Origin of the sequence: Colwellia sp. BRX8-4, assembly GCF_014077345.1 — a bacterium.
Classification (GTDB): Bacteria; Pseudomonadota; Gammaproteobacteria; order Enterobacterales; family Alteromonadaceae; genus Colwellia_A.
In genome coordinates this window covers 22,390-39,016 of the sequence record NZ_JACGVS010000030.1, presented here as the reverse complement: position 1 = coordinate 39,016, position 16,627 = coordinate 22,390, and the positions used below count along the sequence as shown (strand labels likewise).

Genomic DNA, 16,627 nt, shown 5'->3' with positions numbered 1-16,627 from the left:
GTTATTTTAAGTTTCTTTTCGTGGATCAAGCGTCGAATAATTTCAATACCATTTAATTCGTCGCCATGTACCGCCGCACTCAAAAAAATAGTGGGCCCCGGTTTTTTAGCGCGAATAATATGAACAGGCAAAGAAACGTCGGCATCGGTATATAACTTAGCAACCGGCAACTCTATTTTGCGCTGCTCTCCAGGTAAAATTTCGAACTCACCTATACGTAATATGTCCATAAAACTCTCTTTAATTATCCTTTGCCACGTGTTTTGGTGTCATGAGGTTTTGCATTTTTTTCTAAAAACTCAAACACCATCCCGGCAACATTTTTACCCGTCGCTTTTTCAATACCTTCAAGGCCAGGAGATGAATTAACTTCCATGACCATAGGACCATTTTGTGAACGCAGTAAATCGACGCCACACATGTTCAAGCCCATCGCCTTTGCCGCTTTAACTGCTGTGTCACGCTCTTCTTTCGATAATTTAACCACAGTAGCAGAGCCGCCGCGATGTAAATTAGAACGAAATTCACCTTCAGCGCCTTGACGTTTCATCGCCGCAACCACTTTACCGCCAATGACTAAACAGCGAATATCAGCACCACCGGCTTCTTTAACAAATTCTTGTACTAAGATGTTCGCTTTTAAGCCCATGAATGCTTCGATGATGGCTTCAGCCGATTTAGCGGTATCGGCTAATACTACGCCTATGCCCTGCGTGCCTTCGAGCAACTTAATAACCACTGGCGCGCCGCCAACATTTTTAATTAAATCTTTGGCATTATCAGGCTTGTTTGCAAAACCCGTTCGCGGTAAACCCAAACCTTTACGCGATAGCAACTGTAATGACCGCAATTTATCGCGTGAGCGGCTGATAGCGACGGACTCATTAATGTTGAAAGTACCCATCATTTCAAATTGTCTTGCCACAGCTGTGCCATAAAAAGTTACAGAGGCGCCGATACGAGGAATAATTGCATCATACTTTGGCAATTCTTTACCCTTGTAACGCACAGCTGAACGAGTACTCGTGATATCCATATAACAGTGTAATGTATCGATAATATCAACTTCATGGCCCATAGCTTCGCCGGCTTCTTTTAAACGGCGCGTAGAGTAAAGATTTTTGTTTCTAGATAAGATAGCAACTTTCATAATAAGTCCTGTAGTGCTCACCTTTATTTAAGGTTAAAGAGTGAGGTAATAAGTAATATCGAGTGTATAGCTAGCTCATTAAATAATAAAGCGCTATATTTCGATACGTTTAATCAAATAAAGTGATTAGACGGCGATTTATATAATTATAAAGTCGTTATTATAGAATATTTTACGTCAATAGTTGAAAAAATAACGATTAAAATTTATTAAGATAAAACACTGAGCAAATATTACTTGTTTAGACAAATTTATGGGCTCTACAACATTGGACTAAACTGTGATTTTCCCGGGTAAAATGGCTTAAATGAATAATGGCAGATTATTTTGTATATTATTTTTAAAATGGCAATACTGGCAGAGTTTTAGAACAAAAAATGAGGGGGAAGTTTGTTGAGAATAATGAATAGCTGTGTTTATTTACGAATAGATGAAGTGAAGTAAGTGAACTCAAATTATAAAAACCACTTATATTAAGTGGTCTAAATAATTTGAGTGACTTAGACAAGCTGGTAATACAAAACGATTACTCGTCTTTAGGTAAAACCTTTATTGTTTTGTAATCGCCTTCTTTTAATTCGTCATTGATACAATTTAATAAATAAGTTTTCATATCAGCTTCTGCTATTTCATCTTCAATAGCGTATTCTTTACATTGACTTAAAAGACTTGATACGTAGTCACTAGGTGCATCCATTAAAGCAGGTTCTGCTTCTTCACTGTGCGCTATGCTTGAAGTTAGGGCTAATAAAGCGATAGCTAAAATTGTTTTTTTCATAAATATTCTCTTTACATTAAAATTACTTACATATCCCAATAGTCACTTAATGAATTAAGTTGACGGTCAAGGAACCTTTTTTCATTTAAAATATCTAATCTTTCTTTAACCAGATATTTCTGTTTGGCGATATTGCTAATTTCTTTTTTATTTGCAGAGCCACTCGTTACTTCGAATCCGGAGATACCAGGATTGAAATTCAAATTGCTACCTATGCCAGTACTTTCGTATGTATCAATATTCATTTTTTGCCTTCAAAAAAATCATAATTAGATTCTGGATGGATAATGTTCCACTATTTGAGAATTGAAAAGCAAAATATTTTCGTTTAACTAATCAATTTTTTTTGTTAAACAAGGAAAATAGCTAACCCTTGATATAATGAGTGTGAGTACTGGAAGATTAAAGCGTGACGGGGAGAGAATAAAAAAACCATAAACCTTTTAAAAACAATAGGGTACATTTAAAACAGATTACTTAAATCAACTTTTCGTTAATAATAAAATAATTCCCAGCGGCTTAAAAAATTAAATTGGCCTGCAAGAAGCAGCAACATTATTCTTTTCAGCGCTGAGAATAGCCAATATTTTTATCGCTAAAATAACAATAAAAACGTTAATTAAGCTGATTTTTTCTAAAGCAGTAATAAGGTACCGCAGCCAAGAAAGGCTATAAAACCAAATATATCTGTTACGGTTGTTAAAATAACAGCTCCAGATAATGCTGGGTCGATGTTAAATTTATTTAATATCCAAGGTATCCATACCCCTGATAACGAAGCAACTAAAATATTACCTAAAATAGCGATACAAATGGTGACTGATAGCATTGGATTTTCAAACCAGTAAAAAGTGATGATGCCGATGACCGTCGCCCATAACATGCCATTAATTGCGCCAACTTTAAGCTCTTTTTTAACGATAGCCTGCCTATTAGCATCACTAATTTGCCCTAACGCTAAACCACGTATAATCAAGGTTAACGTTTGACTACCGGAAATACCGCCCATCGATGCAACCACCGGCATAAGCACGGCAAGTGCAACAACTTGTTGTAAGGTCGCTTCAAACAAACCAATAAACCAAGAAGCTAAAAATGCAGTCACTAGGTTAATACCCAGCCAAATCGCTCGGTTTTTACTACTTAACCAAACACTGGCAAATAAATCTTCTTCATCACTCAAACCAGCCGATTGCATTAATTGATTATCTTTATGCTGGTCTTTGTATCTATAAGCAGAGTGCAAATCTAAACGGCCGGTTAAATGGCCATTTTCATCAACGATAGGTAATGCTGATTTTCCAGAAAGGATCACTTCGTCAATTGATTCATCTATATCTTTACTGGCTTCTAAAACTTGAACATCTTGATACTCTACACTGGCTAAGGGAGTATCCCCATCTAAAAGCAACAGTTTATTGATGGGGATCTCACCAAGTAATTGGGCATTATTATCAACAACATAAATAACTTCAGTTAATGGTAATAAATTTTTTGCACACACTTTCTTTGCTGCTGCGACTTTCAATTTTTGCGAAATTCTTTTTTCGTCAAAGCTTTGCCAGCGCCCTACTTCATCTTCAGAATAATCTTGAGCCTTTTTTAAATATTCTCTTTGTTTAGCTGTCATTTTTGTGACAGCATATTCAATAAAGCGATCGCTTAAATCTTCAGTAAGTTCTATTAAACTGTTGGCATCTAATTTATCAAATAAAGGAAAACAAGCATCGTCATCCATTGCATTTAATAACATCTGCCGAGATTCATTTTTCATCTCTAGAAAAATATTTTGTTGATAATCTGCGCTCAACAACGCCCAAAGACTTAATCGAGGTTTGATAGGAAAAGCTTCTAAAAGAATTGCTACGTGCTCTGGCATGAGCGTATCTTCAATTTCAGCAGCTAATTCATTTAATTGAAGATCGTTGGCTAACAGTTCTTCGATTTTTTCAATATAAGTAGGGAGTAGTTCTAGGGACATTTAATTTCCTAATAAAGATTTCAACAAATTTTTTGAATCAAACTAAGTAAAATTTTGCGTTTTATTTTATGGGTTATTTAACTATAGAATCGCATTATTCTCTAATCATTAAACTAGAAAACTAATGAAAATGCCAAAGTTACAGCCTTTTGCTATAAAAACGCAAAAGTTTTCATTTTATTCCAAATTGTGGCGATTACTTTTTAAGAAGCGGCAATGGCAACTTATCGAAGATTGGCATTATACCTTACCTAACAAAAGAATCGTTATAATTCCGAAAGGCTTTATTTTTGATGGTAGTTCGTACCCGGCAATAGTCTGGCTTTTCTTCTCGCCAACAGGGTTATTACTCATCCCGGTTATTTTGCATGACTTTTGCTTTGAGTATAATTATTTATGGGCGAAGCAGGATGATAAAATATTTAAATTTAAAGAAGGCTATGGTTTTTTAAAATGGTCAACACTGATCCGCAAAGTCGGTATAGAAAGAAACGAACTACTGATGATTGATTATTTTATATGGGTACTGTGTATGGCTTTTGGTTGGGTAAATTGGCTAACATTTCAGCGCAAAACTAAGCCGACGTTATTACCTGAGGACAAATAGGATAATTTTAAAAGTCTCAACTGAGAATTTGTTAAGAAGAGGATAAACTTATCGGTAAGTTTATCCTTAAATCTACTGCATATTAATTATTTTATCGACTAACTGGCTGCTGCTTGAGTAAATATGCTGCCATTTAAACAGTGAAACGACTTATGCCTGGTTATTTTTATGTATTTTTTCCACAACAGTTCAACTTTAGTTTGACCTTCAAGTTGTGATTCACACATGTTTACAAACTGTATTTCAACTTCATTTTCTGGCGAACAAATAGCTTTTTCTAACATCAGTAAACGTTTGCCTACCTGTGTTAATAATTCTGCTTCGGCGATATTGAAATCTCCAGATTTTCTGAAACCACGTGGAAAATGTACATCATCGTAAAATTGTGTTGCAGCAATAAATCCATGTATTAAAGTCATTTGCGCCTCTATTGACAGGGTATAGGTTTTAGCGGATTATGCGGCTAACAAGCAAGGCTGTAAAACAAATAATAATTATCGTATCGATAAGAGATTGCAGTATGGATATTGAGTTAATTAAAACCTTCTTAGAAGTTAAGGATTGTCGTCACTTTGGTAAAGCGGCAGAAAACCTATATCTGACCCAAGCGGCGGTTAGTACCAGAGTTCGTCAGTTAGAGAAATACTTTAATGTGACCTTGTTTCAGCGCACCAGAAACAACATTCAATTAACACCCGCAGGAGAAAAGCTTGTCCCCTACGCGGAGCTTATGATCAATACCCTTCGAATGGCAAAACAAGATATTGCCATAAGCACTGAAAAAGTTGCGCACATTTATATTGCCGGCACACCTAATACTTGGGATGTTTATATACATGATGCCATTTCAAAGATATATAGCAATGAACCACAAATCAGTTTAATCGCTGAAATATTATCGCGAGAGCAATTAACCAGACAATTACTTGAGCGTACTTTAGATGTTGCGATTCTATTTGATCCCCCAAAAGTAGAAGAACTAAAAATTGAATCTTTACATATGTTTAATTTAATTCCCGTGACGACTTTTAATAACAAAGTAACAAGCCCCGCAGACTTACAACGTTATATTATGATTGATTGGGGAACTAGCTTTACTCACTGGCATGCTAAAGAATTTTCTGACATATCAATTCCTGCAATTAGAACGAGTACAGCGCGTATTGCACTTGATTTAATGCTGCAATGTGGCGGGAGTGCCTATCTACCAGACATGCTAGCGAAACCTTTTATCGAGCAAGGTAAGTTATTTAAAATCAATGCCCTGCCTATTTTTAAACGTGAATTGTTTATTGCCTTTCATAAAGAAAATGAGAATGAAGAACGAATTATTGATATTAAAAATTTACTGAGAAAAGATGAACCAGAAGCCCCCGCTATTATGAGCCCCCAGTAACGTGAAAAACAGATACAATTTATAGCGAACTAGCACAGTAAATTCAAAATATTTTCAGTAAAAATCATTTATCGTTAACGTAAAAATATTTTACTTTTCTTGTTAGCAAAAAGCGTAGATTATGCTGTTTTTACTTGAGTATCCTTTGGTGATATAACAATGAATATCAATTCTAATTATGAGTTATCAGCTTCTGATGAAATAAGTTTTAACTATGATCTATCTTCAAACGAAGGAGATGATAATAACAATGATGATGATAATGATAACGATAGTGACAATAACATTGCTGAATTTGAGTTACATACCTCACCTAGCGATGTAAAAAAATCAAGACACAGTAACAAACGTAACTATTTAGCCAAGAAAAAAATTGAACAGCTGCAAGAAGAACGACAACTGAGAAGGTTCACTCAAGATTACTATGATGATTGGGATTAAGCGCATAATTAACGCTTAATCGATAAAATAATAGTAACGCGAATTAATGATGAATTAATTCGCGTTTAGTTCTTTAGCAAGAATTGATTACCCGCCACAAGATTGCCATTGAGTGAGTTCAAGCAAAACGTTGTTATCGACTGACTTCCATTAAAAAGTGATTAGGTTTATTACTGAGTCATAACTCTTCAATTTTCAGGTCTAAACTAGTCTAAAGTTAAAACTGGTGTTAAAATATCAAACAGCCCATTTAGGTTTCATTAATGACACAATAAGGCTTGATAGCATCAAAAACCACAAATCAAGAATAAACCTTGTAAGTCAACCGCTAGCACCTAGACCTCAAACAACTTAAGAGTACTAAAAATCATGAATACAAAAATCTACAAGCGCGTATTTGCTTTGGCTGGAGAGTTAATGCTTGCTGCTCAGGAAAGAAATCAAATCAACTTTGACAATTGCTACAGTGAATTAAAACAACTCTGTGATGATAATGAAAATACCGATAAAGACCATCCTGTACAGTGGGAAACACTGGCTGACTTTACCGACGATTTACCCTTAGCTATTTCAATTTACGAGAAAGCATTACTTAAAGCAGAAGAGATTAATTCAAAAGATTTTCGTTCATCAATTGGCTTCTCCGTTGCATCACTACAAGTTGAACTCGGTGAAAAAGAACAGGCGATTGAAAACTTAGAAAAAGCAAAAATCAGCTGTAATAAAATTGTCGACAAAGAATTAAAAGCTGAAATTCATGATTTATTAGAAGCGTTAAAAACTGAAGTATCGAGTCCTTACTAAATAACTCATCAGCCAGCGAGTGACTTTATTTAGCTTTGATCAATAATCAAGTTACCACCTAAAATGATACAGTCGCCTGCTAGAGTAGACGACTGTAATGCCTGATTTATAAGCTATAGTAAGGTCGCTTTACGTTATTAATTCTGTGTATTATCGGCTTTAGTTGGAAAGTTGATATCCGTTAAAGTCAATCACTGCTGCATTGAATGTATGCATTTTATCGACGCTGCTCACCTAATATAAAATCAATATATCGCCAAAATAATTTTTCATACTGTGTATGACTTTGTAAATTTGATGTAAAGCAAAAAAATATAACCAAACAGAGATCATAAAGTATTGCCCAGCGCTAAATAAAGCGGGGAATAAACATAAATTCTCCTTTGATACTCAGTATATATAGGTAATACTTAGCAAATATTCGCTTGCACAAATCTGTGCTCCCCCTGAATAGATCTATTCACTAGAACGGAGTAATAAACAATCATGATTATCTTTTTTATCTGTATCACTCTATTAATATTGGGTTATAAGTTTTATAGCCCTTTCATTGAAAAACAAGCGGGCATTGATGAAACCATCAAAACACCTCAAGTACGTTTTGAAGAAGGGGTTGATTACGTTGCCATCCACCCGGTTAAAGCCTTTCTTATTCAGTTTTTAAATATTGCCGGGGTAGGTCCTATTTTTGGTCCTATCCTTGGTGCCCTCTATGGACCGGTTGCACTTATTTGGATTGTACTTGGTAATATTTTAGGTGGCGCAGTACATGATTACTTTTCTGGGGTCATGAGTATTAAAGAAGATGGTAAAAGTTTGCCTGAAATTGCAGGCCACTATTACAACGTTTACTTTAAAGGGATAATGTTGATATTCACCACCATGCTACTGTTTTTTGTTGGTGTTGTCTTTATCATGAGTCCTGCCGGATTATTAAGTAATTTAAGTTATTTTGAAGGCACATTTTTAGCCGGTAATACCTTTTGGGTTTTAGTTATTTTAGGCTACTATTTACTGGCAACACTGTTACCCATAGATAAGATAATAACCAAGCTCTACCCCCTTTTTGGTTTACTCATGATAGTGATGACCTCGCTTATCGCGGTATCATTACTTATGAATGCGCCACACTTACCTGTCGCTGGTGATTTTTTGGGGTATTTTAACTCAGACCATTACAGTCATGACTTTTTAGAGCCTAATGCTGACGGTCTCCCTGTCTGGCCATTATTATTTATAACAATTACCTGTGGCGCAATTAGTGGTTTCCATTCGACACAAGCACCGATTATCGCGCGTTGTTTAACCAATGAAAAATATGTACGCCCAGTCTATTATGGCGCGATGATGTGCGAAGGCATTGTAGGTTGTGTTTGGGCCTTAGCTGGCATAGCAGCATTTCCTGAAGGTTACTCAGAGCTTAAAGCATTGCTTGACCAAGGCGGTCCTGGCTTAGTGGTTAACCATATAGCAAACAGCTACCTTGGCGCACTCGGTGGCATTATGGCTATTATAGCCGTTGCGATATTCCCTATCACTTCTGGAGATACCGCTTTTCGGTCCTTGCGTCTAACCTTAGTGGATGCATTTAATATCCCACAAAGTTTACGCAACCGCCTCTTGTTAGCCGTGCCTATTTTGATTATTGCTTATTTTATGACAAAATTAGATTTTTCAATAATATGGCGTTATTTTGCTTTTTCAAACATGCTACTTTCTACCAGCGTATTATGGCTAGCCACTAAATTTTTGTTTGACCGTGGCACTTTCCATTGGATTGTCAGTTTACCTGCCATTGTTGGTACTAGTGTTAGTGTCTCTTATATTATGACGGCAGGAATAGGCTTAAATTTACCCAGTGAATATGGAAAATTAATCGGGGCTGTGGTCGGTGTTATCTCACTTATCTTATTAATACTGGCACACAATAAACAGGTAAATATTGCCTCGACATCACCTTAAGATTTGAGATGTTTGATGTTTGATGTTTATCATTAACAACAAAAGCAGTGCTAATTAGCACTGCTTTTTGATTTGTATCTGCCCAATAAAGCGCAATTACTGTTAATTTTTCAGGATAAAAAGTTAAAGAAAGTCCTTATTTTCTAGCGGTTCAATCAGACCTAAGCCAAATTGATAACTTGAGATAATTAACGTATTCTAAGCAGTAACAGCCAACAGGAAGGCGTACACTTATATTTTTAATTTCCCTAGCCTTTGAAACCTTGCCAATATAAAAAATGTTACTGTCGCGCAAAACGCCAATAATTATTATGCTGAAGCTAAAATATTGGGTATTAGTACTCTTATAGTAAAAAACATTATCGTGTTACTGACAACATGCCAAGGGAATTGCAAAACTTATGCAAAATTTTTTAAAAAAAGGACTCAATGTCGTTCGCTCAGTTGCAGACAAAGCCACAGAAGAGTTAGCGGCTAATTATTCCATTGTTAAAGAAAAAGTGAATGGCTTACCCGTCTTTATTTCCGCAGAGAAGTCAGACAAATATAACGATATCCAGTATGACGAAAAACACTATTTTGTTATACCTTTCCAACTATCAGAATATAAATTTGCCTTGCACACCATGCGGTGTCTCCCGAATGCTGTTCCAGAAATTAACAACCTGCCCAAAAGGCGTGTATTTCATTTTCCCAACCAACATTCAGAAGAAATGCTTAAAGATTATATGCGCCAATCAGCAGAAAAAATGGTAAGAAATAAAAGCGCAAGTAATCCAAACAGTATTGAGTCTTTGGCTGATCAAATTGACGCGCTAGATAAAAAACTCACATATAGCATGCTATTAGTGGGTGGTTTGGCCGCTGTGGTAAATCCATTATTGGGCGTAGGTATTGCGGCAAAAGCGTTGTTACCCAGTGTTGGCGGTATAATTAACAAGTACGGCTTGCGTCCTACGGGAGAGAAACTTTCCCAACATCAGCTGAATAAATCTATAGAAGAAGCTGATGCACATATTGCAAAAGAATTTGCCGATGCAAGTACACTGCAGGTTATTAATCCTATATTACAAGAATTAGAGTTGACACTACGTACCACAGAATTGCAGCATGACCCGATAACTGACGCCAATTTAGCTGATGGCAGTATTCCTGAACTTGATGGAGAAAGATGGAGAGAACTAACTGAGGTCGCTATTTGTCATGTTTACAAGGAAGTTTATCAAACGCCATCTCTGCACAAAAAAGCGGGTCTTGGGCCTAAAGACTTAAGATGGCTAAAAATAATGTTTGAAGTAAACAGTAAATAAAGCTGTTCTACATAACGACTTTACCAGAAGCGATTAATTATTAAACTTGTTAACATTCACCATAAAAACAACAAAAAACTGCCCTTTGCTAACCATGTATTGTCAAATCAATGACACATGGGGTCAGTTTTACTGACCCCCATTTCATAAAAGCAATGCTGATTTATACCTACTAGCGAGTCACTTATTGACCACTCAACCTTTTGCCAAAAGATATAGCATAAGCTGGTGAGCGCATTCTTAATACCGGATCATCACTTGGCGTAAAGCCTGCAGACATCATATTAGGATCAAAATTAGTATTTTTACATGCATCGCTGCCACTGGTATTAACGGTCACTGTGCCTAGCATTACTTGAGGACGTTCACTTGGCCATTGTTGTGATGGGTCAATATCACTGTCTTGTGGTTCACCTAAACTTGCCATAATGTTAAAACTAACCGTTTCATTTTTAAGCTGTTGCGCAAAGGTATCCGCTAAAAACTCAGTAGGCATTTTAGCAGCCTCAGCTTTTTCTAATGTTTTAACCCCTAAATTAGGCTCAATGGTCCAGCGAAATTTAGTTTTCTGTTGATTAGGTTGGTCAAAGTAAAAAGTGTGCAAACCAAAGAACTCAGTGTTGGCAAATGAAGCGGCTGTTTTAGCTGTTTTATTCCACATAGCATTAGCTTGAACACTCGGATGTTGTTGAATATATGCCATGGTTTTAGCGGGATCAGTTTTACCATTTTCATCAGGAAGTAAGGTCGATAAAAAACCATGAAAAACTTCTGGATTTTTACCGGCAAACACCGGAAAGTTATTACCAGTAAAAGTGTGAAAAGAGCCATCAGGTAACTTTATTTGCATGCCCATGCCGCGCGTGCCAGCCGCTTTTTCATCACTATTGGGATTTGAACCGCCAACGGAAAATCGAATAGATACCGGTAGTTCGCCGTTCGATAACAAAGCAGCTCCAGTAAAATGTTGATTGGGTGTTGGTACAAAAGTACCTGATGCACACAAACCTTTAGCATGTGCTTTTCTATAGCCAGGATGTTTCCCACCCAATTTTTCAAATATTTCAACAAAATCATTGGCGACAACTTCTTTATCATTGGCTGCAGCGTTCGATGTTGCTGTAGCAGTAGCGATAAGAAACAAAGCACTAATACTTGAGGTAATGAGATTATGTTTCATTGGTTTCCTTAGAGTGATTATTTCAATAATTCAAATGACGAAAAATGTCATAGATAAGATCTAGAGTATTATCTACAAGCATAGCAAAGGACCTTAATAGTGTAATAAATATTTCACGACCAACTTGCATAAGACTAAAGAAATTTGTTGTCATAGTTATGGTGAAAATAATGATGATTTAATGACACAAAACATTCTTATTCAACTTCAAATATTTCACCAATAAAAAAGCTGGGTTTACAACCTACCCACCGGTCGGTTAGAATGAATTATCATTAATAGTTAATTAAGTCGTGAATATGAGAGACGCAGAGCTAACTCGTCAAAAAATACTAGAAATAAGTGCAGATGAAATTCATAAAAAGGGTTTCATCGCAACAAGCTTATCTTGTATTTTAGTGCGCTGTGAAGTTTCAAAAGGTGCCTTGTATCATCATTTTAAAAATAAAATGGAGCTGGGCTACGCTGTTTTTGAAGAAATTTATACCCCCATGTTTTTAGAATTATGGCAGCCAGCAGTAGAGGTAGATGATCCTATTGAAGGTTTGTGCGACTTTTTTACCGCTATGTATACCAACTCATCTTGTGACGAGATTGTTTGTGGTTGTCCTTTAAACAACCTTTGCCAAGAGATGTCTGGCGTAGATGAAGGCTTTCGCTTACGTATTTTAAACATGCAGCAACAACTCAACCAACTTATCGCCATTAACTTACAACGTGTCGCTAACCAGCTTCGTGACGACATTGATTTTAGCCAAGTTGCCTATTTTATTGTCTCAACTTTTCATGGTTCTTCTAGTTTAAGTAAAAGTTCTAAAAACAAAGACCTCTTTGAAAAAGTCATCAAAGAACTGTGCAACTATATTAGAAATCTTAGAAGTCATTAACGCCACTCTTTTCACTTATCTCCTTGGCTTTTCACAGCCGATATAGCAAATAGTAATAAAAAATATCAATTAAGTATTTACATACCGCATGGTCGGTATGTAAAATACCCCTAATGAATTAACAATGAACTCAGCACTTAATACGCTCTCTCAAATACGGACAAAAACATGAAACACTTAATGGCAATATTTACTCTCTTATTCATGACTTCATTGGCAAGCTTTTCCAGCAATGCCTACAGCATTGAAAACTCTCCATACACAGTAATTGCTGAAACAGGAGAACGTTTGTTTTCTCGTATTGCTAAAGATCAAGAGTCACTGAAAAAATTCCCTGAACTGATGCGTGATATTGTTGAAGAAGAGTTAATGCCATCAATAGATTACAAATACGCCGCATTCAAGGTTTTAGGTAGAAATTTGAGAACGATGACCCCAGAACAGCGTGAAAAATTTGTTGTTTCTATGCGCAGTTACTTAGTAAGAACTTATGCAATAGCGTTAAAACAATATAAACAACAAGACGTTGCATTTGAATCTCATAAATCAACAAATGGCGCTAGAATTGTTGGTGTTAATTCAGTTATTCGTAATGCCAATGCGCCTGAAATTAACATTACTTTTCAAATGCGCCAAGACAGACAAACAAGTCAATGGAAAGCTTACGATATGATCATCGAAGGTATCTCTTTACTCAGTAGTAAAGAAGCTGAAATAAGCCAACGGATCCAAAAGAGTGGCATTGACCAAGTGACCTTAGAGTTAGCTTCTTTTAATCAATAAGTTCTCTAATTCCGTCATCAAGCTATGCTAAAATATTTTGTAATATTATCAATGCATCAGTAAGTATTAGCATAAATGACGGTTATTAATTTTTATCTTACGCGCCACGGCGAAACACAGTGGAATAAAATAGGGAAGTTTCAAGGACAGTTAGATAGCCCTTTAACCGATAAAGGCTATCGACAAGCTGATGGAATTGCTAGGCAACTAGTTGATCACAAGATAGACCTTATTGTAAGCTCAACATTACCAAGAGCAAAAAGTACCGCTGAAATTTGTCAGGTGACAGTAGATTGTCCACTTAACTTTGCGCCGGCCTTAATCGAGCGAGATTTTGGCCTCTGGCAAGGAAAAGTTATTGACGAAGTTAAATTAGAAAAAAACTTCCATGCTATTTTTCATCAAGTAAACGCCTCCGCACCGCCGAGTGGAGAATCGGGTATTGACTGCGCACTTCGCTTTCAACAAGCATTAATTGAGATTGCTAATACTAGTGATGATCAAAAAACGCCACAAGATAAAACGACCACTAAGCCCAACGACATAGCGATTAAGAGTATTCTTGTGGTTAGTCACGGCGATATATTACGCTGTTTTTTATCTTTGTTTGTTGAAAATTTTTCTGATAAACAAGCAATTAACAGTCAACAAAAAGCCTTTGATAATGGCTGCATTTTTCAGCTTGCCTACCAGTGTAAAACTAAAGTATTTACCCTTATAGCGACACACGACATCACTAAACCTTCAGCGGTGATAATGCCGCGATGACAAGTTCTGTGATCATGGTGATGGCATACCTGCTAGATCGTTGGCTCGGCGAAGTAAAACGATTTCATCCTTTAGTAGGCTTTGGTTGGTTAAGTACTGCAATAGAGCATACCTTTAACTTTCAGCATGCGACACCGAAAACAACCTCCATATTGTTGCCTCGATTATTGGGGATTTTATCGTGGCTTATCTTATGTTTACCTTTACCTATTCTTTATTATTACTTTCACCAAAACCAGCTATTTTTTTGGTGCTTAGATGCCTTAGTCCTTTATTTCGCTATCGGTTTAAAAAGTCTAAAATTACATGCTTTACAAATATTTAATCCCCTTAATAAAAATGACTTAGCCACCGCACGATATTTTTGTGGTTATTTAGTTAGCCGAAATACAGCAGACCTATCCGAACAAGAAATTTCCCGTGCAACCGTTGAGTCTGTCCTAGAAAATGGTCATGACGCGGCTGTTGCTAGTTTCTTTTGGTTTATTATTGGTGGTATTCCACTGGTGATTTTACATCGACTCGCCAATACATTAGATGCAATGTGGGGCTATAAAAATCAACGTTTTATCAATTTTGGTTGGTGTGCTGCCCGCATGGACGACTTACTCGGTTGGCCAAGTGCAAAAATTACCGCATTACTTTATGCTTGCCAAACAAATTTGTCTTACTCAAAAATGATCAGTGCGCTACATAATGGTTATCGACAAGGCCAGCATTATAAAAGCCTAAATGGCGGTTGGGTAATGGCGACGGGCGCCAGCGTTCTAAACTTCACGCTGGGTGGAACAGCGACTTATCATGGCAAGGCAGTAACGTCGATACCATTAGGTTGCGGTAATAGCGTTGTTAAAAATGATATTTTTCGTAGTATAAACCTGGTCAATAAAGCGGTTATTATTTTGATTTTTACTTATTTTTGCTATCAATTCCTGCATTATTTTTATAGTGTAAATTTGTGATGGACAATAAAGCTAATGAAAGTTCGCCCCTGTTAGTACACGGTGGTCAGCTCAATGAAGTTGCCCAACACTATCAAATTCCTTTCGAAAAATGGCTAGACTTGTCAACAGGTATTAGCCCAATTAATTACCCGATCCCCACTATTCCTACAAATATCTGGCAACAGTTACCACAGCCAAACCAAGCAATGCTATCTGCGGCTAAAAATTATTATGGTACACAGAATATTAGCGTAACGAGCGGCAGCCAAGCGGTTATTGCTCGTTTACCTGCACTCTATCTTAATCATATCAATCAGCCAGCAAACGGGGTAGAGGTATGGTTACCGGAAGTGGGCTATAAAGAGCATGAACGAGCATGGCATGATGCTGGTTTTACCATAAAAAATTATCAGCAGTTACCCACTTGCGAAGCGCTATCTCGCTACGCGATTGTTGTGGTGATTAACCCTAATAATCCAACCGGTGAATTACAGCAACAGCAAACATTAACCACACTGTTAACGACGCTTGAATCATTGTCAGGTTGGTTAATTGTTGATGAAGCTTTTATGGATGTCATAACACCGAGTCAATCGCTGATCCACTTAACGGCTAATAAACATCTTTTTGTGTTACGTTCAATTGGTAAATTTTTTGGCTTAGCGGGGATCAGAATCGGCTTTGTAAGTGCACACCCTTCTTGGATAAATAAACTACAGCAGTTATCTTCACCTTGGGAAGTTAATGGCCCGGCTCAATTTATTACTGAGCAAGCCTTAAAGAATAAAGTCTGGCAAGTAGCACAACGACAGCAGTTAATCGCTTTATCAATAAAGTTAGAAGCGTTATTAGCGAAAACTTTTTTACCTAACCAAAATAAAAGCGATGACCCAAGCATAACCATCACTGGGTGTGGTTTATTTAAAACTCTCTTTCATCCCCAAGCTACAGAACTTTATCAAAAATTCTGTTGCCAAGGACTTTACGTGCGCTTGTGCGACGAAAAAAATGCTTTGCGTTTTGGCATACCTGATCAAGAACAATACCAGATATTAGCAAAATTATTGGCTGAGCATAGCCATAGCTGAAGCGAGCTTTTCAGCTAACTCACCCTTTTTTAACTGTCCTTTGTCGGCATCAAAATTGTCATAAAAACTAGGTATAGATAAATGGGCTTTTACCTCGCCATCAAAAAAGGGTGCCGATCCTACAGCGGCGGCAAGAACAGTTGCAGCTCCACCAGGTCCTGGTGACGTCGCTAATAAAACCATAGGTTTATGCTGATAGACTTTTTGTAGCGTGCGAGAGCTCCAGTCAAATAAGTTTTTATAGGCGGCCGTATAAGAACCATTATGCTCGGCAAAACCTATGACCAAAGCATCTGCAGTGGCTATTTTATCAAGAAAGTCTTGTGCTAACTGCGGTTTACCGAGTTCAGCTTCTCTATCAGCACTATATAAAGGCATTTCATAATCATTAATATCGAGTACTTCAACTTGTGCATTCTCAACGAGACTAGCGGCATAGCTCACTAACTGTTTATTAATAGATTGACGACTACTACTGGCAGCAAAAGCGATAATTTTCATATAAACTCCAAAGGTAAGAAAAGGTAACAATAGGTATTTCAGTGAAG

19 protein-coding genes are annotated in these 16,627 nt (G+C 36.9%); 11 read left to right on the top strand and 8 right to left on the bottom strand.

Annotated elements, in window-relative coordinates:
* From H4J56_RS17880 to H4J56_RS17860, 5 genes are all read right to left on the bottom strand, one after another.
* Positions 1–230 (bottom strand): succinylglutamate desuccinylase/aspartoacylase family protein (locus tag H4J56_RS17880; RefSeq protein ID WP_182217897.1); only part of this gene is annotated, 230 nt, incomplete at its 3' end.
* Positions 231–244: 14 nt separating this feature from the next.
* Positions 245–1,150: a 30S ribosomal protein S6--L-glutamate ligase gene (gene rimK, locus H4J56_RS17875; RefSeq protein WP_070374431.1), complete on the bottom strand. Its 906-nt coding sequence runs from the start codon at positions 1,148–1,150 to the stop codon at positions 245–247.
* Between the two features lie 526 nt (positions 1,151–1,676).
* The gene (locus H4J56_RS17870; RefSeq protein ID WP_182222828.1) at positions 1,677–1,928 is read right to left on the bottom strand and encodes a hypothetical protein; all 252 of its coding nucleotides are present in this window, start codon (positions 1,926–1,928) and stop codon (positions 1,677–1,679) included.
* A gap of 26 nt (positions 1,929–1,954) precedes the next feature.
* The gene (locus tag H4J56_RS17865) at positions 1,955–2,173 is read right to left on the bottom strand and encodes a hypothetical protein (RefSeq protein WP_182217893.1); all 219 of its coding nucleotides are present in this window, start codon (positions 2,171–2,173) and stop codon (positions 1,955–1,957) included.
* 389 nt (positions 2,174–2,562) lie between these two features.
* Complete coding sequence (locus H4J56_RS17860) at positions 2,563–3,909, bottom strand: magnesium transporter (RefSeq protein WP_182217891.1); 1,347 nt, start codon at positions 3,907–3,909, stop codon at positions 2,563–2,565.
* A 124-nt stretch (positions 3,910–4,033) separates the two neighbouring features.
* On the opposite strand from H4J56_RS17860, the gene H4J56_RS17855 reads away from it, so the two are divergent.
* On the top strand, positions 4,034–4,516 hold the full coding sequence (locus tag H4J56_RS17855; protein ID WP_182259696.1) for a DUF1353 domain-containing protein: 483 nt from the start codon (positions 4,034–4,036) through the stop codon (positions 4,514–4,516).
* 98 nt (positions 4,517–4,614) lie between these two features.
* On the opposite strand, the gene maoP is transcribed toward H4J56_RS17855, so the two are convergent.
* Positions 4,615–4,935, bottom strand: a complete 321-nt coding sequence (gene maoP, locus H4J56_RS17850) for a DUF413 domain-containing protein (RefSeq protein ID WP_182222827.1) — start codon at positions 4,933–4,935, stop codon at positions 4,615–4,617.
* Positions 4,936–5,036: 101 nt separating this feature from the next.
* On the opposite strand from maoP, the gene H4J56_RS17845 reads away from it, so the two are divergent.
* The 5 genes from H4J56_RS17845 to H4J56_RS19830 all read left to right on the top strand — a co-directional run bounded on the left by H4J56_RS17845 (position 5,037) and on the right by H4J56_RS19830 (position 10,429).
* Positions 5,037–5,912, top strand: coding sequence for a LysR family transcriptional regulator (locus H4J56_RS17845; RefSeq protein WP_182259695.1), 876 nt, complete (start codon positions 5,037–5,039; stop codon positions 5,910–5,912).
* Positions 5,913–6,071: 159 nt separating this feature from the next.
* Positions 6,072–6,353 carry a hypothetical protein gene (locus H4J56_RS17840; RefSeq protein WP_182217884.1) on the top strand — a complete coding sequence of 94 codons (282 nt, stop codon included), beginning with the start codon at positions 6,072–6,074 and terminating at the stop codon, positions 6,351–6,353.
* Positions 6,354–6,722: 369 nt separating this feature from the next.
* A complete protein-coding gene (locus tag H4J56_RS17835) occupies positions 6,723–7,157 on the top strand; it encodes a tetratricopeptide repeat protein (protein ID WP_182217882.1) in 435 nt (144 codons plus the stop codon).
* A 486-nt stretch (positions 7,158–7,643) separates the two neighbouring features.
* Positions 7,644–9,119 (top strand): carbon starvation protein A, encoded by a 1,476-nt coding sequence (locus H4J56_RS17830; protein WP_182259694.1) that lies wholly within the window; start codon positions 7,644–7,646, stop codon positions 9,117–9,119.
* 401 nt (positions 9,120–9,520) lie between these two features.
* Positions 9,521–10,429: a hypothetical protein gene (locus H4J56_RS19830; protein ID WP_259368205.1), complete on the top strand. Its 909-nt coding sequence runs from the start codon at positions 9,521–9,523 to the stop codon at positions 10,427–10,429.
* A gap of 184 nt (positions 10,430–10,613) precedes the next feature.
* Here H4J56_RS19830 and H4J56_RS17820 read toward each other — a convergent pair whose 3' ends face one another.
* On the bottom strand, positions 10,614–11,609 hold the full coding sequence (locus H4J56_RS17820) for a catalase family peroxidase (protein WP_182259693.1): 996 nt from the start codon (positions 11,607–11,609) through the stop codon (positions 10,614–10,616).
* A gap of 299 nt (positions 11,610–11,908) precedes the next feature.
* Between H4J56_RS17820 and H4J56_RS17815 the strand changes: the two genes are divergently transcribed.
* From H4J56_RS17815 to cobD, 5 genes are all read left to right on the top strand, one after another.
* Positions 11,909–12,496: a TetR/AcrR family transcriptional regulator gene (locus H4J56_RS17815; RefSeq protein ID WP_070374442.1), complete on the top strand. Its 588-nt coding sequence runs from the start codon at positions 11,909–11,911 to the stop codon at positions 12,494–12,496.
* Positions 12,497–12,664: 168 nt separating this feature from the next.
* Positions 12,665–13,279 carry a phospholipid-binding protein MlaC gene (locus H4J56_RS17810; protein WP_182217877.1) on the top strand — a complete coding sequence of 205 codons (615 nt, stop codon included), beginning with the start codon at positions 12,665–12,667 and terminating at the stop codon, positions 13,277–13,279.
* Positions 13,280–13,354: 75 nt separating this feature from the next.
* The gene (locus H4J56_RS17805; RefSeq protein ID WP_182259692.1) at positions 13,355–14,047 is read left to right on the top strand and encodes a histidine phosphatase family protein; all 693 of its coding nucleotides are present in this window, start codon (positions 13,355–13,357) and stop codon (positions 14,045–14,047) included.
* Positions 14,044–15,009, top strand: a complete 966-nt coding sequence (locus tag H4J56_RS17800; RefSeq protein WP_182259691.1) for a CobD/CbiB family cobalamin biosynthesis protein — start codon at positions 14,044–14,046, stop codon at positions 15,007–15,009. Before H4J56_RS17805 ends, H4J56_RS17800 begins: the two co-directional genes overlap by 4 nt.
* Complete coding sequence (gene cobD, locus H4J56_RS17795) at positions 15,009–16,079, top strand: threonine-phosphate decarboxylase CobD (protein ID WP_182251517.1); 1,071 nt, start codon at positions 15,009–15,011, stop codon at positions 16,077–16,079. The genes H4J56_RS17800 and cobD overlap by 1 nt, the downstream gene beginning before the upstream one ends.
* Here cobD and H4J56_RS17790 read toward each other — a convergent pair.
* Entirely contained in the window at positions 16,053–16,580 is a 528-nt protein-coding gene (locus tag H4J56_RS17790; RefSeq protein WP_182217870.1) for an NADPH-dependent FMN reductase, read from the bottom strand. The genes cobD and H4J56_RS17790 overlap by 27 nt on opposite strands.
* Between the last annotated feature and the right edge of the window lie 47 nt (positions 16,581–16,627).